The following is a 17,927-nucleotide window of genomic DNA, read 5'->3' as shown; positions in this document are numbered from 1 at the left end:
GTCGGGGAAGATTTCCGCTTGGTTGACCAAGGGACCCGTCAATTTGTTGGCCGCGCTGGCGTAGAACACGCCACTGGACAGGGTCGGATCGGTGACGCCGTCGACCAGTCGCTTCGCACCGACCTCGAACTTGTGGGAGATCCCCCGACGACACAACCCTTCCCTATGGGTAGCGGATCAGGTCAGAGGTCACTGAGCGAATAGGACGGTATCCTGAAGATCGCGAGGGACTGACCTGGCCACAAGCCCGTCAGGAGCACGCCATGTCCGAACACCCTCAAATTCCACACGATGCCACCGCCACGCGTGCGGGAGATGCATTGCGGCACTTGCTGGTCGAGCCGACGGTCTCGATTCCCGACGCTGCCAGGCTCCTCGGTATCGGTCGTTCCACCGTGTATGCCGCAGCCAAATCGGGTGAGCTGCCCGCTATTCGGGTTGGCCGCCGAGTGCGCATTCCTTCTCGATGGATTCGCCAAGCACTTCGGGTCGATGACGAACCGAACATCAGCCCACAGTAGAGCTTCTGCGGCGGGCCACCGCCGCATTCCGCCGACAGCTGCCGCGCGCGCTTACCACCAAGCGCACATCCCTGCGGCCGGATAACCGGTAGGTCTCCAATTCCCGCTCGGCCGAACGGGTAATCCCGCGGTCCCGCACCTGCCGTTCACGCCTGCACGGCCAAGGGCAACAACGGCATGCGACCGCCTGAGTGGCGCGCCCGCACACATAAGCCTCCGCGCATCGTTGACGTCTCTTCGGCACAGCACTGCTTGTGCCCAAAGGCAATTCGCCGTGTCCGGCTGGCACGCCACCAGTCGACGGCAAGAACGCCACCGTCGATCCACCCCGCATTACCTACCCGTAGAGAGGAGGCCCCCGATGCCCGGCACACCACCGCCGACCCCGAGGAGACGACGAGCCGAGCCGATCAATAAACACGTCGCGAAGAATGGCACGGTGACCTACCGGTTCCAGGTCGATATCGGAATCAAGCCGGACGGTAATCGCAACCGACAGCAGTCCACTTATCGGACCTTGGCCGAGGCACGGCGCGAATATCGCCGGATCACCACAGAAGTCGCCCGCGGAACCTTCGCCGCGCTCACCGAGCTCACCGTCAATGACGCGTGTGACCAGTGGCTGGCCGATCGTCGGAGGATCCGGCGGAACTCACTCGAGCGCTGCCGCCAAGAACTGAAGCCGGTACGCCGCCGACTCGGCGGCAAGAAGCTGGCGCAACTGACCAAGAAGGACGGGGACGAACTCGTGCAGTGGATGCTGACCGAGGGACGCCGCTCCCCCCGCCAGTCTCGGCCCGACAGCATGGCATCCCAGGTCGCCGCACTGATCGCGCTTCACCCCGAAGGCATCTCGACCGCCGAACTCACCGCCCAGTTCGGTAGGAAGGTGCACCATAGCCTGGCAGGTCTCGTCCAAGCAGGTCGGGTGTCCCGCCCGCGACGGGCTGTTTATGTCCTGACACCACCGCCGAACACCGCGGTGGCGGGGGTTAAGCCGGTCACGGTCCGGTCGACGCTGAGCACCTTCAGCATGATGGTGCAGTCCTATGTCGATCAGGGTGTGTTGCCGCGCAACGTGATTGCGCTGGTGGACCGGCCGGTTGACGTCCTCACCGACACCGATGACGACGAAACGAACGCGAAGTCCTGGACCATGAGCGAGGTCGGGGCCTTCCGGGCCGCGATCGCCGGGGAGCGCCTGGCTGCGTGCTGGCTGATGTCCTGTTACGGGATGCGCCGCTCGGAGGTGCTGGGCGCGCGGTGGCGCCGGCTCGATGCCACCGCGGTGCGGGTGCGCCGGGGGCGGGTCCCGATCGGCCGAGAGACCGAGGAGAACCTGCCCAAGTCGCGCCGGAGCCGGCGTGATCTTCCGCCGCCCCCGGATCTGGAGGCGGCGCTGCGCGCGTTGAAGACCCGGCAGAAGGCGGAGTGTCTGGCCCGGGGCGTGCCCTGGTCCGAGGATCGGCTGATCGCGGTGCACGAGGACGGGAGCCCGGTCCGGCCCGAGTGGTATTCGGCCGAGTTCCAGCGCATCCGTGCGCGCGCCGGACTGCGCCGAATTCCGTTGAAGGGGCTGCGGAACACGTCGGTGTCGCTGATGCTCGCCTCGGGCATACCGGTGCACATTGTCGCGGCGTGGCACGGGCACGATCCGGCCATGTCGTTGAGCATCTACTCGCACGCACATCCGCACGAGTTGCAGGCGGCCGGAGCCGCGCTCTTCGGACCGGAAGGCACACGCAGAGCACGGCAAATTGGCAAGCTCTAGGCAACCTGGCGCATCTGAGCTTGCCTTACACGCCGCGAAATAGCCACTGACCAGCAACAATCGGAGAGATTGGCTTCATCGATCACTACATCACGGGCGTGCTGTACCCGCGCAGCGCCCTGGATCTGGTCCGGGTGCTGGTTGCTGTCTGCGTGCTTGCCTCCTGGGTCGGGTTCTGGTTCCGTGCCTCGCATCGCCGACACGGTCGGGCCATCGAGTAAGCGGCCACCGCGGGAACGTTTGCGCAGGTAGAGACATCATGCCGGTGGGATGCCGTTGACGGTTCGGGTGAGGGTGCGGCCGAGCACCGCTACTTCGAGCCGGGGGGCATGACCCCTTGTCAGCTCAGTGCGGCACCACGCAGTGTGGCCGACATACCGATGACATACCCGAGTCGGCGGTCCCGATGTGCTGCCCGCGCACGGCAGCGATCACAACTGTTCTCTCCGTGCAGGATTTCACCGGCACGGCGTTCCGCGGACAATGCGCGCGTTATCGTCCGAATCCTGTCTGTTCGCCAACAACCACCGCGAAATGAATCGCGCCGCTCGTCACAGACCGTCCCACGAACGGAAAGGAGCCGTCATGCGGATTCACACACGCTTGCGGGCAACGTTCGCCGCCGCCGCGCTGGCAGCCATGCCGGCCGTGTCCGCCGCGCCCGCGCACGCCGACGCACAACGCCCGACCATTGTGCTCGTGCACGGCGCGTTCGCCGATGTCACCAGCTGGGACGGCGTCGCCGCCGCCTTGCGCACCGACGGGTACCGAGTCGTAATGCCCGACAACCCGTTACGCGGTCCCGCCAATGATGCCGCCGCCATCGAGCACACACTCGAGAGCATCGACGGACCGGTCGTCCTCGTCGGACACTCCTACGGCGGCGCCGTGATCACCAATGTCCACGATGCCGATGTCAAGGCGCTCGTCTACATTGCCGCCTTCGCCCCACAGCAGGGCGAACCCATCGCGATCGCGATGGACCCCTTCCGCTTCCCCGGCAGCCAATTGCAGCCGCCCGCACTGGCACTGGAGCCCGTAGCCTCGGGAATCGACGGGTACGTGACTCCCAGCTCTTTCAATAGTGTTTTCGCACAGGATGTTTCAGCCGCCACCGCTGCGAATATGATCGCCCATCAGCATTCCATCGCCGCGACCGCGCTGCTGGAACCCAGCGGTCCGGCCTCCTGGACGACCACGCCCTCCTGGTATCTGGTCTCTGCCGCCGATCGCGTGATCCCGCCCGCCGCCGAGCGCTTCTTCGCCCAGCGCATGGGCGCGCACACCGCCGAGGTCGATGCCTCGCACGCTTCACTGGTCTCCCAACCGGCCGTAGTCGCCGGCTTCATCGAACAAGCCGCTCAGTAAGGACACTGCCATGACCGCATCACCGGTTGACCGATCCACGCTCGACCAGATCGCCCATGCCAACGAAAGCGGCCGCACCCCCGTGGTTTTCGTGCACGGACTGTGGCTGCTGGCCAGCAGCTGGGACCGCTGGGCCGAGCTTTTCACCGATGCCGGATACGCGGCCGTTACCGCCGACTGGCCCGACGATCCGGCCACCGTCGCCGAGGCGCACGAGCATCCGGAAGTGTTTGCGGACAAGACTGTCGGCCAGGTCGCCGACCATGTCGCGGACATCATCGGCAAGCTGGCCCGCAAGCCCGCGGTGATCGGGCATTCCTTCGGAGGACTGCTGACCCAGATCGTCGCCGGCCGTGGCCTGTCGGCGGCTTCGGTCGCGATCGACGCCGCTCCGTTCCGCGGCGTGCTGCCCTTGCCGATCTCGTCGCTGCGCTCGGCCGCCCCCGTCCTGCACAATCCGGCCAACCGCCATCGCGCTGTCCCACTGACCTTCGACCAGTTCCGCTTCGGCTTCGCCAACGCGGTCAGCGAGGACGAGGCACACCAGCTGTACGACACCTTCGCCGTGGCCGCCCCCGGCGCGCCGCTGTTCCAGGCCGCCGCCGCCAATCTCAACCCCTGGTCGGAAGCCAAGGTGGACACCGAGAATCCCGAACGCGGCCCACTGCTGGTCATCTCCGGCGAGAAGGACAACACCGTCCCCCGCGCCATCTCCGAAGCCACCTTCCACCTGCAGCGCAAGAACCCCGGCATCACCGAGTTCCTCGAAATCCCCAACCGCGGCCACGCCCTCACCATCGACAGCGGCTGGCAAGAGGTAGCCGAATCCAGCCTCAAATTCCTCCAGCGCTTCGCCTGACCCACCTGTTCGAACGTGCGCTCCACACGCGCCCAGCGCTATCCGAGACGAGTCCATGGCGGAAAATGCGGTATTCGTGGCGCACAAAGGGGGGCGCACGCTCCCGAGAACGCGCACACTTATTCTGCGCCGATCATTCAGAAGCTCTGTGGTCCAACAGGTTCCAGCTCTCTCAGCGAGCCTTCGGGAAACGCATCCACTATCCGATCAGAAGGGGTCCCCCATGCCTATCATCACCACGCCGGACGGCGTCGACATCTACTACAAGGACTGGGGCACAGGACAGCCCATCGTCTTCAGTCACGGCTGGCCCCTGTCCTCGGACGACTGGGACACACAGCTGATGTTCTTCCTCTCCCACGGGTTCCGGGTTGTTGCTCACGACCGGCGCGGCCACGGTCGTTCCGCGCAGGTTGCCGAAGGCCACGATATGGACCACTACGCCGACGACTTGGCCGCGGTAGTCACCCATCTCGATCTGTCCGACGCGGTTCATATCGGTCATTCCACCGGCGGTGGCGAGGTTGTGCGTTACCTCTCGCGGCACGGACAGGACCGGGCGGCCAAAGCCGTGCTGATCAGTTCGGTGCCGCCGATCATGGTGAAGACCGCCGATAATCCGGGCGGTTTGGACAAGTCGGTCTTCGACGACATTCAAGAACAAGTCGCCACCCGCCGGGCGGATTTCTTCCGCTCGTTCGCCGAAGGACCGTTCTACGGCTACAACCGGCCCGGCGCGCAGCCCTCGGAAGGGGTGATCGCCAACTGGTGGCGTCAAGGTATGGCAGGTGGCGTCAAAGCGCACTACGACGGTGTCGTCGCGTTCTCTCAGACCGACTTCACCGAGGAACTGACGAAGATCACGATTCCCACCCTCGTCCTGCACGGGGAGGACGACCAGGTGGTCCCGATCGCCGACGCCGGCATCCGCTCGGCCGAACTGCTGCCCAACAGCACCCTGAAGACCTACCCGGGCTTCCCCCACGGAATGCCGACCACCGAGGCCGCGACCATCAACGCCGACCTGCTCGCATTCATTCGCTCCTGAGCAGCGAGACTCGTCGACGCCCCCGGTCACGGAACTCGGCCCTGAATCCACCTGTGTGCGCAGGTGGTTCAGGGTTGGTCGTTGGCTCGCTGCCAGTCCCGGGGGGACATACCGTAAGCACCGCGGAAACGCCGGGCGAAGTGGGAGAGGTTGGCGAAACCCCAGTGACACGCCACGGCGCCGATAGGCGTGCCTCGGCCCAGGCGCGCCAGGTCGGCGTGCGCACCCTCGAGACGCGCGCCGACGATCCACTGGCTCAACGGGATTCCGCGCGCGGACCAGATGTTGTAGAGGTGCCGCACCGAAATGTTGTGTGCCCGCGCGATCTGGTCAGGGTTGAGGCCCGGATCCCAGAGACGCTGTTCTATATACGCGGCTATGCGGAGATAGAGCGTGTCGTGCAGGTCCTCGCGCTGGCGAGGGTCGTCTGCGGCAGTGGTGATCAGGGCCCGAACCAATTGTGTAGTGGCTGATCTGAGCATGATCCGCGCGGGTCCGGGCTCGATATCGCCTTGCTCGCCGAGTGCGGCGATATGGGCGGTGACCAGTCCGTACAGTGGGCTCGATTTGAGTTTGGTGGCCGCGCTGCGAACGGTTTCCACCGGCAGCGCCAGCTGGTCGTAATCGAAGATCACCACTTTCGAGCCGCCGACACCGTTGGATGAGTACGCCGAGGTGCTGGTGCCGTCTGTGAGCGAGAGCTCGCCCACGTCGATGATCTGGTCCGCGCCGCAGTGTTCGAAGGTCCCGGATCCGGTGAGTTGCACACCGAGCCCGACGCGTTCGGGTGCGGCCACACGCAACTGCGCGGCGCCGCGCAGCACGCTCAGGCCAGTGCCGATGAACTGTGTCGCGTGCACGCCCTCGCCCAGATCCCACACGGCGAATCGATGCCACAACTGGCCGGCGACCGCGCCGAATTGATTGATCGAGGGAATCTCATTGTCGGCCAGCATATCCTGCGCCGCCGCGATGCGTTCGCCCATCGGGAGCAGACCGGTATCCAACACCACTACCATGCGCACCTCCCACGGCCCCTCCAAGGAAGGGCGACACCGTGAACGAGCGTAAACCAGTCATTGGCGTTTGCGAGAAATGAATTGCCGTGTGTCTCAGGGCATCACACACCGGGATTTCCATTGCACATCCGGCGGCAGATGAGTGCGTTCGGCCGGCTGTTCGGATCCGGGCCGTTCAGGTTCTGCGCGAGATGATCATGATGTATTCGCAGGGTGCATTCGTTCGGTTGGCGAACCCGTGGTCCGCGTCGGCCTGGAAGAACAGGGAGTCGCCGGTGTTCAGGGTCTCGATGATTCCGCCGATCGCGACGGTGAGGGTGCCTTCGAGCACCACGAGTTGTTTCTCCGTACCTGTCGGATTCGCGGGCAGTAGCCCGGTCGAGACCTGTGCGGGAAGGTAGTGGACGATCATCTCGCCTCCTCCCGCACCCGGGGCCGCGGACACCATATGGCGTTCGAAGCCGGTTTCCGGGTCACGGAAAACGGGGCGTTCGTGCTTGCGCATGACAACGGCCACGCCGGACGCGGCAGCAGCTTGACCACCGATCAGGTCCGAGAGCGACGTGTCGAGCGCGTGGGCGATCCTGGACGCAACGCCGATCGTCGGGCTCTTCTCGCCGCGTTCGACCTTGGACAGCATCGCCCGGCTGACCGACGACTGTGTCGACAGCTGTTCCAGCGTCAAGCCGGCCTCCTCACGGCGTCGCCGCACGTTACCGCCGAACGCGCCGGCGAGATCGTCACCGTGCTGTGGTTCCGCCGCGTTTTCGTCTTGCTCGACCACTGTGCTCCTCGATCGATGAGTACCTCGCCGCCCGTAGTGTAACTTTCTTCTAAAGAAGATATTGTCTTCTATCGGAGATTGGGCGATATGCGCCCGACACGACGGAGGTTCGGTTCCATGCGTTTGATCTCGAGTGGCCAGCACCATGCCACGTTCGAATTCGGTGCCCTGCAGGTGATCTCGCTGCGAGACGGGTACATCGACATGCCTGCCACACGGCTCCGCGACGAAGACGGGTGCGCGCTTAATGAGTTGCCGGCCACGGTGCCTCTGGCCGGCAGCAACTTGCGACTGTCGGTCAATGCCTTCTATGTCACCGACGGCACGCGGTCGGTTCTCATCGACACCGGTGCGTCCGACAACTGGCACGACCCCACCATGGGATTGATCTACGACGCGCTCGGCGAAGCGGGAATCGACCGCGCGGATATCACCGATGTGGCCATTACCCACAACCACGAAGACCACGTGAGCGGCCTGATCGCGCCGGACGGTTCAGAGGCGTTCACCAAACTCGAGCGCGTATGGATCGGCGAGGCGGACGCCTCCGTCTTCACGGGCCGGCTCGCGCCGATCCGCGACCGGATAGTCCCCGTGTCGGAGCAGGTCGCGATCAACGACTGGATCACCGCGATCCCCACCCCGGGCCACACTCCCGGTCACACCGTCTACGACGTCGACAGCGGCACCGGCCACCTTCTGGTCTGGGGCGACACAGTGCACGTTCCCACGCTGCAATTCGATCGGCCGAACGTGTCCTGGGAGTTCGACGGCAACCAGTCTCAGGCCCGCGCCGCCCGAGCGGCCCTCCTCGACCAACTGACCCGACCACACCACTATGTGGCCGGCGCCCACCTCGACTCACCCGGCATCGCCCGCATAACTCCCTCGGGCGGTGGTTATGCGCTGGAATACCTCGCACCACCGATCGGCTGATCGAGTCCGCCGGCTACGGACCGCGCTCCTGATGCCGACTCGACAACACATGCAGCACAAGGGAATCCGGAGACGATGTCCGGCACCAAGCCCGCCTCGGTCACTGCTGCGGACTTCGCCGATCTCGGATTCCGATGACCAGCGGCCTGGAGGTGGGAACCCTATCTCTCGCAAGGTCTTGCCTTTGAGCGCACTCGAAGCCATACCGTCGCCGTCATGACTACACACGCAACCCAGACCTGGATCATCACCGGCGCTTCGAAGGGCTTCGGGCGCGCGCTGGCGGAGGCGGCACTCGCGGTGGGCGACAATGTCGTTGCGGCGGTGCGCAATCCGGACAGCGTGGCCGACCTGGCGGCCGAGTACGCCGACACCTGTCTGCTCGCTCACTTCGATGCGCGCGATACGGATGCGGCCGCCGGTCTGGTGAGCACTACCCTCGACCGGTTCGGCCGTCTCGACGTGCTCGTGAACAATGCCGGCCGCGCCGTGATCGGCGCGATCGAGGAAGTCGGCGACGCGCAATTGCGGGACCTGATGGACCTGCACCTGTTCGGCCCGGCGGCGCTCGTGCGGGCCGCGCTGCCCGTGCTGCGCGGCCAGGGTAGTGGCACGATCGTGCAGATGAGCAGCCAGGGCGGACGGGTGGCGTTTCCCGGTGTGTCGGCCTATTGCTCTTCGAAGTTCGCCCTCGAAGGCTGGTCGGAATCCCTTGCGGCCGAGGTCGCACCGTTCGGGGTGCGCGTGATGATCGTCGAGCCGAGCCGGTTCCGTACCGCATTCAACGCGGAGCTCGAGTTCAGCGCGGTGTCGGAAAGCTACCGTGACACGCTTGCCGCGCTGCGGGCCGACATGGCCGGCGCCGACGGCGTCCAGGAAGGCGATCCGGTGCGAGCGGCCGGCATCATCGTGCACCTCGCGCACAGCGAGCACGTCCCGCTGCGCCTGCCGCTCGGGCAGGAGGCGGTCGAACGGCTGTCCGGCGCCTATCGTCGTGGCCTGCACGAGGTCGAGCAGTGGGCCGAGACCGCCCGCAGCGCCGATTTCGACGACGCCGTCTCCGCGGTTCGCCCCGTTTAGGCTCGATGACGTGGCGACGGACGAATTGATGGAGCGGGCGCTGGCAATGCTCGGCGACGAGGACGACAACCTGGCCTCGATCGAGGTGATTCATCGTCTCTCGAATACCGCGGACATCGAGGCGCCGATGACCATCGCCGACGTCGCGGACATGCTCGACGTCTCGCCCCACACCCTGCGTTACTACGAGCGCGCGGGGCTGATCGAGGTCTGCCGCGACAGCAGCGGTTACCGCGCCTACGACGCCGAAGCGGTACGGAGGCTGGTATTCCTGACCCGAATGCGGCTGTCCGGCATGCCGATGCGCGATCTTCAGCACTACATCGAACTCGTCGACGCCGGCGAGGACACCGTGCCGGAACGGCTCGACATGCTGATCGAGCACCGCGACATGATCCGCCGTCGTATCCGCGAACTGACCCTCTCGCTCGCCGCGACCGAGTACAAGATCGCCACCTACGGCGGCCGCACCGGCCCCGACGTTTAACTGCTGCGTCGGACCAGCCCTCCACTTGTATTCTTCGATGCGGGGCGGGAGGGAATCTTCGAAATGCCCTGTGCTTGAGAGAGAGTGAGGGCGCCGGTGATGGCGGGACGACAGCGAAACGATGATCTGTGGTCGCAGGACACAGATGTGTTCGAGCCTGTGCGAGGTGATGTCGGACCGGCCGACATCAAGCAGCACCAGCGTAGTGATCGGACGCGGCGATATCTGATCATCGGTGCGGTCGCAGGGGTGGTGGTGACCGTACTCGCTGTCGGCGGGGTATACCTGGGCGGACAGCTCGGGAAATCGTCCACAAGCACTGCGGCGGCAACACAATTCGCGGCGACCTCGACCGCGCCCACCACGTCCGCACAGGCTGCGCCGTCGGCATCGGGCGCATCACAGGCGACCCCGGACAGTTCACGCTCGGCTTCGGCGAAACCCTGAGCTACGGCAGTCGTCTCACCTTCGACGACTACGACTGCCGCATGGACCAAACCGGCTTGCTCTGCCTCGACCAAACCCAGGGCACCGCACTGCAACTCAGCTCAGCGGGCGCGGTCCCGTTCGGCTGCCTCGCCAAGAACGACTCCAACTCCTATGCGATCGGCTACTCCTGCAATGGATCCGACGCGAATACCACCAAGGCTCCGGCAGGTGGCCCGCTGAACCAGAACCAAATTCAGGGGGCCGCGTGTCAGCAGGATCAGGTCGGAAACCTCACCACCTCATCGGACGGGTCGACACTGATGTGTTCCCAGGCCAATGAGGCGCGGAGCCTGCAGTGGACGAAAGTGACGCCGGTGAGCGGCACACACGAACTCGGCGACAAATGCGATGGGAAGCAGGACGACCAGGTGGGAATTGCCGCGAGCGGGCACGCTGTCGTCTGCGCGCCGTCCCACGGCGCGGGCACGTGGGCATGGCGGTCACCGGAGTAGCCCAAGCCGGGAGCACGGATTAATTCGTTGCGCCGGAAGGGAATCGGCCAGCGGCCGGCTCTGACGAATGGCACCACGAAGCAAGGCAGGGTGCCTTGCAGCACAGCAACGTTGCTCCTTCATCATTCACACTCATCGGCAGAGGCGTGCGCTCTCCGGCGGCTGCGTTCGGTAGTAGCGGACAGCTCAGAACGCACGGGTCGCGGCCTTTGCGGACGTGCTCGCCGGGCACGGTGGCGCAGTGGTTCAATCGCTCGATGCAGGGTGACGAAATCATCGGACAGTGGAGTGCCGAGGCCGGATATCACAGCTCGATGGAGGATGAGCAGTTCGTCTTCTGGGGCGATGGTGTGGGGTTGGTGGAGTACGCGCGGCCGGCGGCGAGCACGTGGGTGCTGTTCCGATGGGCGCGGACGGCTATTCGGACGGTGCGGCTCGAACCGTATCGGTGCGTCCGGCGCGAGGGCGGTGCGGTTGTCGATGGTGATGTGCCCGCGGTGGTCGAGGTCGGTTATCGGATCACGCGGGAGGAGCGGCCGTTGATCGATGAGGTGCTGCCGGTGCTGTATCTGCCCGCTCCGTTCGCGGCGACTCCGGACGGCGGGTACGGGCTGATTACGCGGGAACCGGCGGTGTATTTCACGAACATGCGGCGGGCGAGTTCGTGAATCGAGGCATCGTCGAAGGTTCGGATGGCCTGCCAACGCGGCGCTCGAAGCGCGCGAATCCTGCTGACGGTCCACTTCAGTTGGTTGTTCCCAGCCTTGGAAGTGGCTCCGGTGTCCCATGCTCCCAGAGGCAGTCGTGGTATGCGTGGATCGACATTTGATGGTCAGGCTCGTATTTCAGCGTGAACACGTACTGATATGAGCCGGAACGATCGGGGTCTGCCACCGTCTGGAAATAGTCTCCCTCGTGATGGGTGGGGCCCACCATCCCCATGGCACTGATCACACCAGCTTGCGTATCCGGCGTCACGCCACCCAGGAGATAGCTGAGAGAGACCTCGACTTCCCCGGTCGGGCCATCGCCGCCCTGCCAGCCGTAGTTGCACTCCGCCCCTGTCACTTCGACTTTCGTCTGCGTCAGAGACACCTCGGGTCCCATTGTGGCAACTGCGTGTCGAAGCAGCGTGTCCATCCGATCTCGGGCCTCGTCGGCAGTGATCGTGGGAGCCGCGGCCTCACCAGCGGCAGCTCTTTCCATCCAATGCACGAGCACCCAGATCGCCCCGATGATTATCAGACAGCCAATTACCAAGCCTGCCAGCACTGCGCCGGCGTCACCGATCGCCTTCCGCATTCGCCCCAGACTCCCTACTCACCCGTGTTCCTGATACGAGATTCGACGTTATCCGTTGGGCAGTCGCAGATCTCGGCACTGGTGTGGAGAAGTTGTGCAGGATTGCCTGCATGCACCGCCCGGTCGGCCCGAGCATCCGAGACAGAGCCACTCCAGCTCTCAGAACGCATGTCCCCGTCCGGATGTCTCCGCTGGCGCCGTGGGCCCACGATCACTTCGAGGGTGAGAAATCCACTCGGTCACCTGGTCGGTGCGGTGGTCACCCAGTTGGCTCGGTAGGCGGCCCAGTCCGCGGGTGTGGCGGTGTAGTCGACGAAGAGGGCGACGCCGAAAGCGGGCCGTGCGGGGTCTGTGCGGCCCAAGCCCAGCCGGATCGCCCGAATTGCCACGTCAACGGTTTCCGCTGAGCTGTGGTGGGCGATGTTCTCCACCTGATAGGCCGGTAGGCCCATCAGTAAGTCGACGGATGGGGGCGTTACCTGTAGGGCGAGTGTGGTCTGTTCGGCGACGTAGCCTCCGTACATGAATCGGTAGGGCATGGCCGTGTCGTAGGACATCACGGCGATTTGATCCACCCGATGCGCCGCCGCGGCGAAATACGTTTGCGACCACCACTTTTCATGTCCAGCGACAGCGAGGTAGGGGGCGTGCAATCCGGGGAGCGGGTCGATTTGGGGCGCGGCGATCGATAGCAGCGCGTGCCTCCCCGTGGTGAGGGCATGGGCTTGGTCCAGCAGGGTCAGGAAATCGGCGGTGCCCGAGCGAATCGGCTCGAAATCGTAATGCACGCCGTCGAATCCGAGATCCAGTAACTGCCGGGTCGACGTGAGGATATTCCCCCGCACGTCGGGGGCGTCGAGATGCAATTCGTCCGGATACTCCGGGGCGACGAAGTTTCCCAACCAGGCCTGCACTCGAGCATTGGGAATTTCGCGGTGGACGGCGTCGACGAACCACGACGCGTTGGGATGCCGGTCGTCGGGCAGACTTCCCTCGGAGTCGAGCGGACCGGAGAAGACGTAGAGATCCTTGATGCCGGTGTCGGCCAACTGCGCCTTCAACGCGGCGACGTCGCCTTCGTCTTTGCGACCATCGATCCACTCGTGCCCCAGCCACAGCGCGTCCCGACCCCTGGTGTGCGCCGTCGGCGTCCCCGCATACTCCAGCCGCAGCGCGACCACCATTCCGACGACCACGGCGATGACGAGCCCCAGCACCGTCAGTCCAGCGATCCACGTCCGTCGCCACCACAGCGACCACCGCATGCGCTCCCCATTCGTCACCGAACGCCCAGACTATGGCACGGCGAATAAGCTTCGCGCGTCGAGCTGATCAGCTTTCAGTTGTCGTGGAACATGATTCGGTGACCCTGAACCGCCCAGGCGAGTCCGGAGACTTATCGGTGTGACAGCCCGGCAGGTTGCTGGACTGGTTGTTGAGCGTAGTAGGCCGTCGCCATCTCGGCGGGCGGGATGTCCCCGCAGTACCGGTAGAGGCGGCGGTGGTGGAACCGGTCGACCCATTCGGCGGTCGCGAACTCGACGTGATCGACACTGCGCCAGGGGCCTCCGGGCTTGATCGGTTCGGTCTTGTGGAGACCGTTGATCGTCTCGGCGAGCGCGTTGTCATACGAGGACCCGACCGCACCGACCGACGGCTGGATTCCGGACTCGGCGAACCACTCGGTAAAGGCAATGGACGTATATTGCGATCCTCTACCGGTATGGTGCACAACATCTTTCACATCCCACTTCGGCGCCAGCGGGGCGAACTTCCTTCGCACCAGATCCGCCGCCCGCGGTGCGAGTGGATCCGCGAACGTGGTGCGCTCGACCCGAGCTCGGACCGCGCCACGCAGCCCGAGCTCGCCCATCAAGCGCTCGATGGTGCAGCAGGCCTCCCGATGCCCTTCCCGATTCGGTTGCAGCCACACTTTTCTCGCGCCGTAGACACCGAAGTTCTCTGCGTGAACGCGGCTTTCAGAATTCCGTTTGCGCGCTTGAGTTCTGCGTTCTCGCGCCGCAACCGCTTCAGCTCCGCCAACGCCTCCGACCCGACACCCGCACGCACTCCGGTATCGATCTGGCCTTGGCGCACCCACTTGCGAAAGTCTCCCGACACTCCGGGGCGGTTCAGTCTGCCTCGTCCTTGCCGATCGTGCTGGTGTCCCCGTGGAAATTCACCCCATGGAGCAGTGGGGAATGGACAGTTGGTCGGCCGTCCACACTCGTTGGCCGACAGTGCCTCCGAACGTCCTCTCCTGCGGATTTCAGGGTGCTCACCCCGGCTGATGCGCTCATCGTCAAAGACTAATCCGCGACACTCTTTACCAGGATCCTCGTAGTAGTAGAACGCCGAAGCCTCGGCTTGCGCCTCTTCCTGAGTCCGCCCGCCGTACCGCTCCATCACCCATGCGTAGCGCCGACGCTCCCCTTCCACCAGCTCGACGTAATCGTGTTCGTTCCATTCGTATTCGTCCGCCACAGGTGCTCCCCACCTCCCTCGTCGAACACACTGTCATGGCGCATGTCGCGCGGTTCGCTACGGCTAGCGCGGCGCCTCGGAAGATCAACCGGCAGAATCTATCTGGGACCGAACGCCCGCACCCCGATGAGCGGGCGACCGTCATGCATAGCCTGGGATGTCGCACCTGGACAATACGATCAACAGGCTGAGGCGGTATGGAGGTCAGGCGGCGCACGGGATCGAGCGCAGGATCTCTCGCAACCGATCGGCAAAGGCCCGCGGCCGAAAAGATGGCCCGTTATGACCACCGGGGAACGTCGCGATTTCGCTGCGCAGCAGCTGGGCCAGGACCGAGGAACAACGTGGCACCGGACCGACGCTGGTTTCTCCCACCGCCGGCATGATCGAGTCGGCCACAGCACGAAGTGCGACGGTGTCGGGATGGTATTCGCGCACTGCGGGCACATCGTGGGCGAGGAAATATTCGAGGTTGCGTATACGGCACGGATTCAGCGGCGCCAGAGGCACATCGGGCTCGCGGTCGGCGATATCGAATCCCGCGATCCGGACAAACAGCATCATGGCCGCTGCGATGCCGTCGCGGCGGTACGCGTCTTCGACGTCGAGCTGGGCCTGAACCAATTCCGTACGCTCCGCGTCCGGCAGCAAGGCTCCGACGGGCGGTTCATGGGCGACCACAATCCGAACCCGCTCCTGGTGGCGCACTGCAAGTTCCATTGCGATGACGGCGCCGATGCTGGTGCCGAAAACCAGCGCCGGCGAGTCGGTCAACGCAGCCAGGACCAGCGCGGCGTCGTCGGCATGCGTTCGAGGACTCGCCGCAGCCGTCGTGGCCGTACTGCGTGACAGGCCGCGCCGGTCGAAGGTGACCACCGTGAAGTCCGGCTCCAGGTGATGGGCAAGGCCGTCAAATGCATCAGCATCGCCGTCGCCGCCTGGCAGCAACAACAACACCGGGCCTGTCCCTCGAACCTTGTAGTAGATCTGCGCGCCGGGCGCGTCGAGTATCGCGGTCATAAAACACCTGCCATAAGCTACCGTAGTTGCTTATTGACGCTAGCAAGTCGTCGGATCGTAAGCAACTCGGGTAGCTTAATTGTGTGATGCAGACACGCCGACGAGGCGCCGCCCTGGAGCAGGCGATACTGGACGCGGCCTGGGCCGAACTGGTCGAGGTCGGCTACCAGGAGATGACCATGGCCGGCGTCGCCGAACGTGCAGGCGCGGCGAAGTCGGTGCTTTATCGACGGTGGCCCGACAAGTTCGATCTCATCCGCGCTGTCGTCGAGCAACGCACCCCCGCACTGGGGCGCCTGGCACCGACCGGCAATCTGCGCGAGGACGTGCTCCGAGTTCTCGACGGAGTCGTCGCTCGATATCGAGGTCTATCGGTGGTGACAGGTGTGGACCCCGAGTTGAGCAGCCGCCTGCGCCCCGAGCTCGCGCAGGACGCAATCACGCAACTCGGCGAGGCCCTACAGGTCGCAGGGATGGATCCGGCCGCGATCAGCCCACGATTGCTGCGCCTACCCATCACACTTGTCATCGACGACCTTCTCCATCACATCGGCGAGGTCGACCCACAAGCGATTACCGACGAAATCTTCATTCCTCTGGCCGAATTGGCCGCTGCCGCCAGCCCGCCAAAGGCGCCATAGAGCCGCAGGCCACGCCGAAAGAAACGCGCAGCTCTGCCGCGACCCGCGCGTTGGTCGTCTGTCCAAACTGGTTGGCCGACAGCACTTCCTGGCGCGCACTCATGCCGATGATCGGAAGTCGAACGAGAGGTCAGCAGGACTCGCCCACAATGAGCCAACCGCTGGTCGGTGAGGTGAGTATCGCGAGGTCACAGTGCCGAGGTTCGTCGCGTGACCAGGACGAAGGGACCGATGTGGCGTGTGATGAGGCGGGGGTCGTCGAACACCTTCCCGGGGAAGCTGATGATGCTGTACGGAACGATCGGGTCGCTACTAATTGGCCAGAGTGCGTATCGCCCAACCGATCACGTTGCGGCAGTAACGAATTAACCTGCGGTCAATCCGCGGGGCACTGTTGTCGTGGCGGATGGTGTTCGCTACCGGTCCGCTGTTTGGCCGCCCGACCGCACCACCCAGCACGACCGAAAATCAACGGACCGAATTCATTTCGGCGTCCACGCAGCTCGAATCCGCGTGGCCAGGGAAGTCCGGGTAGATCGTGACCTGCGGGCGTGCACCGGCCCACTCGCGCACCCAAGACCCGACCGGTCCGTGAAGCTCAGCGGAAACCATCTCCGCACACTCTCCTACGCGCTCCAGCAACCGTGCACCGCGCTCGTTGTGCGCCATGGCCGCGTCGGAGTCTACGTACTCCTCGATCACTACATAGCTTCCCGGCACCACGGAAAACCACCGGTAGGTGAGAGTCCCGGGCTCCTCGAGCGCCTGCGTCCGCAGTGCGAGCGCGGCCTCCTCGAATTCGGCCTGCCGGCCATCACGGACATCGAAACGGGCTCGTACGAAGAAACTCATGGTGATATTCCACCATGAGTCGGCAATTCGATTGAGCCCGTGATGATTTCGGCGTACACGCAGCGCCATTACCCGTGCTCGTGCTGGTGTCGATAGTAGGCGGTCAGTCGCCGCGGTGACCGTCGTCGAGGGTTTGTTGTAGTTCGCTGTTGATGCGTTGGGCTTCGGTGAGCTGGTCTTCGAGGATGACGATCCGGCACGCGGCCTCGAGCGGATTACCGTCGTCGACAAGATGGCGGACCCGCGCAGCGATCCGCAACTGATAGCGGGAGTAGCGACGATGCCCGCCCTCGGAACGTTGCGGGGTAAGCAGTTTCGCGGCATCCAGAGCGCGCAGGAATGCTTGGGTGACTCCGACGATCTCCGCGGCCCGGCCCATGCTGTAGGCCGGATAGTCGTCATCGTCGAGTCGGTCGGCGGGAGTGCTGTCGGTCGGGCTCGCGTGTGGATCTTCCACGGCGCCTCTCGGGAATTTCATGCCTTCAGGCCCCGGCGCAGTGCGCCGGGGCCTGAGGTCGTTGACAGACACCGCGTCCGAACGTGTTGACAGGGACGCGTATTGCGTACGTATGTGCTCGTGGACCACCTCCTGGCTCGTAGGTTGCGCACCCCCGCACCCGAATGTTGCCGGCACGGTCCCACTGCGGAAGTCCTCACGGGACTCCCGGCGCTTTCGCGGGGTTCTTCGTCCCCTCCTGCGGTACTACCAAGATCAAATACTTCACCCGCCGGCAGGGGACGGCCAAACCGAACTTCTCCGGGGAGTTCATCATTCCCGGGCCCTTGACTTACCGCTTGTCGAACAAGAGAGACA

The 17,927-nt window shown here is 64.7% G+C and carries 19 protein-coding genes and 1 pseudogene; 12 read left to right on the top strand and 8 right to left on the bottom strand.

Annotation, left to right across the window (positions count from 1 at the left end):
* Positions 1–263 precede the first annotated feature (263 nt).
* The 6 genes from OG326_RS22240 to OG326_RS22215 all read left to right on the top strand — a co-directional run bounded on the left by OG326_RS22240 (position 264) and on the right by OG326_RS22215 (position 5,567).
* Positions 264–521 carry a helix-turn-helix domain-containing protein gene (locus OG326_RS22240; protein ID WP_327139027.1) on the top strand — a complete coding sequence of 86 codons (258 nt, stop codon included), beginning with the start codon at positions 264–266 and terminating at the stop codon, positions 519–521.
* A 361-nt stretch (positions 522–882) separates the two neighbouring features.
* Complete coding sequence (locus OG326_RS22235) at positions 883–2,292, top strand: site-specific integrase (protein WP_327139026.1); 1,410 nt, start codon at positions 883–885, stop codon at positions 2,290–2,292.
* Positions 2,293–2,351: 59 nt separating this feature from the next.
* On the top strand, positions 2,352–2,513 hold the full coding sequence (locus OG326_RS22230; protein WP_442791046.1) for a DUF2784 family protein: 162 nt from the start codon (positions 2,352–2,354) through the stop codon (positions 2,511–2,513).
* Between the two features lie 364 nt (positions 2,514–2,877).
* Positions 2,878–3,660 (top strand): alpha/beta fold hydrolase, encoded by a 783-nt coding sequence (locus OG326_RS22225; protein WP_327139025.1) that lies wholly within the window; start codon positions 2,878–2,880, stop codon positions 3,658–3,660.
* A 10-nt stretch (positions 3,661–3,670) separates the two neighbouring features.
* On the top strand, positions 3,671–4,519 hold the full coding sequence (locus OG326_RS22220; protein ID WP_327139024.1) for an alpha/beta hydrolase: 849 nt from the start codon (positions 3,671–3,673) through the stop codon (positions 4,517–4,519).
* 223 nt (positions 4,520–4,742) lie between these two features.
* A complete protein-coding gene (locus OG326_RS22215; RefSeq protein WP_327139023.1) occupies positions 4,743–5,567 on the top strand; it encodes an alpha/beta fold hydrolase in 825 nt (274 codons plus the stop codon).
* A 68-nt stretch (positions 5,568–5,635) separates the two neighbouring features.
* Here OG326_RS22215 and OG326_RS22210 read toward each other — a convergent pair whose 3' ends face one another.
* Entirely contained in the window at positions 5,636–6,586 is a 951-nt protein-coding gene (locus tag OG326_RS22210) for a helix-turn-helix domain-containing protein (RefSeq protein WP_327139022.1), read from the bottom strand.
* Between the two features lie 175 nt (positions 6,587–6,761).
* A complete protein-coding gene (locus OG326_RS22205) occupies positions 6,762–7,370 on the bottom strand; it encodes a helix-turn-helix domain-containing protein (protein WP_327139021.1) in 609 nt (202 codons plus the stop codon).
* 117 nt (positions 7,371–7,487) lie between these two features.
* On the opposite strand from OG326_RS22205, the gene OG326_RS22200 reads away from it, so the two are divergent.
* From OG326_RS22200 to OG326_RS22180, 5 genes are all read left to right on the top strand, one after another.
* A complete protein-coding gene (locus OG326_RS22200; RefSeq protein WP_327139020.1) occupies positions 7,488–8,306 on the top strand; it encodes an MBL fold metallo-hydrolase in 819 nt (272 codons plus the stop codon).
* 216 nt (positions 8,307–8,522) lie between these two features.
* Positions 8,523–9,386, top strand: a complete 864-nt coding sequence (locus OG326_RS22195; protein WP_327139019.1) for an SDR family NAD(P)-dependent oxidoreductase — start codon at positions 8,523–8,525, stop codon at positions 9,384–9,386.
* A 10-nt stretch (positions 9,387–9,396) separates the two neighbouring features.
* Positions 9,397–9,873, top strand: coding sequence for a MerR family transcriptional regulator (locus tag OG326_RS22190; protein ID WP_327139018.1), 477 nt, complete (start codon positions 9,397–9,399; stop codon positions 9,871–9,873).
* A 488-nt stretch (positions 9,874–10,361) separates the two neighbouring features.
* Positions 10,362–10,814 carry a hypothetical protein gene (locus OG326_RS22185; RefSeq protein ID WP_327139017.1) on the top strand — a complete coding sequence of 151 codons (453 nt, stop codon included), beginning with the start codon at positions 10,362–10,364 and terminating at the stop codon, positions 10,812–10,814.
* 257 nt (positions 10,815–11,071) lie between these two features.
* On the top strand, positions 11,072–11,482 hold the full coding sequence (locus OG326_RS22180; RefSeq protein ID WP_327139016.1) for a hypothetical protein: 411 nt from the start codon (positions 11,072–11,074) through the stop codon (positions 11,480–11,482).
* A 76-nt stretch (positions 11,483–11,558) separates the two neighbouring features.
* Here OG326_RS22180 and OG326_RS22175 read toward each other — a convergent pair whose 3' ends face one another.
* The 4 genes and pseudogenes from OG326_RS22175 to OG326_RS22160 form a co-directional block, all read right to left on the bottom strand.
* Positions 11,559–12,116 carry a hypothetical protein gene (locus OG326_RS22175; RefSeq protein ID WP_327139015.1) on the bottom strand — a complete coding sequence of 186 codons (558 nt, stop codon included), beginning with the start codon at positions 12,114–12,116 and terminating at the stop codon, positions 11,559–11,561.
* Between the two features lie 239 nt (positions 12,117–12,355).
* Positions 12,356–13,399, bottom strand: coding sequence for a hypothetical protein (locus tag OG326_RS22170; protein ID WP_327139014.1), 1,044 nt, complete (start codon positions 13,397–13,399; stop codon positions 12,356–12,358).
* 113 nt (positions 13,400–13,512) lie between these two features.
* Positions 13,513–14,279 (bottom strand): annotated as a pseudogene (locus OG326_RS22165) (IS3 family transposase); the annotation flags it as partial.
* 525 nt (positions 14,280–14,804) lie between these two features.
* Positions 14,805–15,620: an alpha/beta fold hydrolase gene (locus tag OG326_RS22160; RefSeq protein ID WP_327139013.1), complete on the bottom strand. Its 816-nt coding sequence runs from the start codon at positions 15,618–15,620 to the stop codon at positions 14,805–14,807.
* 86 nt (positions 15,621–15,706) lie between these two features.
* Here OG326_RS22160 and OG326_RS22155 point away from each other — a divergent pair, with 86 nt between their 5' ends.
* The gene (locus tag OG326_RS22155) at positions 15,707–16,261 is read left to right on the top strand and encodes a TetR/AcrR family transcriptional regulator (protein WP_327146555.1); all 555 of its coding nucleotides are present in this window, start codon (positions 15,707–15,709) and stop codon (positions 16,259–16,261) included.
* Between the two features lie 468 nt (positions 16,262–16,729).
* Here OG326_RS22155 and OG326_RS22150 read toward each other — a convergent pair whose 3' ends face one another.
* Together OG326_RS22150 and OG326_RS22145 are read right to left on the bottom strand one after the other, a co-directional pair.
* The gene (locus tag OG326_RS22150) at positions 16,730–17,113 is read right to left on the bottom strand and encodes a putative quinol monooxygenase (protein ID WP_327139012.1); all 384 of its coding nucleotides are present in this window, start codon (positions 17,111–17,113) and stop codon (positions 16,730–16,732) included.
* A gap of 103 nt (positions 17,114–17,216) precedes the next feature.
* Positions 17,217–17,570 (bottom strand): MerR family transcriptional regulator, encoded by a 354-nt coding sequence (locus tag OG326_RS22145; RefSeq protein WP_327139011.1) that lies wholly within the window; start codon positions 17,568–17,570, stop codon positions 17,217–17,219.
* Between the last annotated feature and the right edge of the window lie 357 nt (positions 17,571–17,927).

The sequence above is a fragment of the Nocardia sp. NBC_01327 genome, assembly GCF_035958815.1.
Lineage (GTDB): Bacteria > Actinomycetota > Actinomycetes > Mycobacteriales > Mycobacteriaceae > Nocardia.
The sequence above is the reverse complement of the archived record's forward strand: the minus strand, read 5'-3'. Positions and strand labels throughout refer to the sequence as shown.

Bases quoted from the DNA above. Each gene is read 5' to 3' on its own strand.
- OG326_RS22225 (WP_327139025.1), top strand. From the start codon at position 2,878: ATGCGGATTCACACACGCTTGCGGGCAACGTTCGCCGCCGCCGCGCTG.
- OG326_RS22195 (WP_327139019.1), top strand. From the start codon at position 8,523: ATGACTACACACGCAACCCAGACCTGGATCATCACCGGCGCTTCGAAG.
- OG326_RS22215 (WP_327139023.1), top strand. From the start codon at position 4,743: ATGCCTATCATCACCACGCCGGACGGCGTCGACATCTACTACAAGGAC.
- OG326_RS22240 (WP_327139027.1), top strand. From the start codon at position 264: ATGTCCGAACACCCTCAAATTCCACACGATGCCACCGCCACGCGTGCG.
- OG326_RS22175 (WP_327139015.1), bottom strand. From the start codon at position 12,116: ATGCGGAAGGCGATCGGTGACGCCGGCGCAGTGCTGGCAGGCTTGGTA.
- OG326_RS22235 (WP_327139026.1), top strand. From the start codon at position 883: ATGCCCGGCACACCACCGCCGACCCCGAGGAGACGACGAGCCGAGCCG.
- OG326_RS22150 (WP_327139012.1), bottom strand. From the start codon at position 17,113: ATGAGTTTCTTCGTACGAGCCCGTTTCGATGTCCGTGATGGCCGGCAG.
- OG326_RS22160 (WP_327139013.1), bottom strand. From the start codon at position 15,620: ATGACCGCGATACTCGACGCGCCCGGCGCGCAGATCTACTACAAGGTT.
- OG326_RS22200 (WP_327139020.1), top strand. From the start codon at position 7,488: ATGCGTTTGATCTCGAGTGGCCAGCACCATGCCACGTTCGAATTCGGT.
- OG326_RS22185 (WP_327139017.1), top strand. From the start codon at position 10,362: ATGGACCAAACCGGCTTGCTCTGCCTCGACCAAACCCAGGGCACCGCA.
- OG326_RS22220 (WP_327139024.1), top strand. From the start codon at position 3,671: ATGACCGCATCACCGGTTGACCGATCCACGCTCGACCAGATCGCCCAT.
- OG326_RS22155 (WP_327146555.1), top strand. From the start codon at position 15,707: ATGCAGACACGCCGACGAGGCGCCGCCCTGGAGCAGGCGATACTGGAC.
- OG326_RS22180 (WP_327139016.1), top strand. From the start codon at position 11,072: ATGCAGGGTGACGAAATCATCGGACAGTGGAGTGCCGAGGCCGGATAT.
- OG326_RS22210 (WP_327139022.1), bottom strand. From the start codon at position 6,586: ATGGTAGTGGTGTTGGATACCGGTCTGCTCCCGATGGGCGAACGCATC.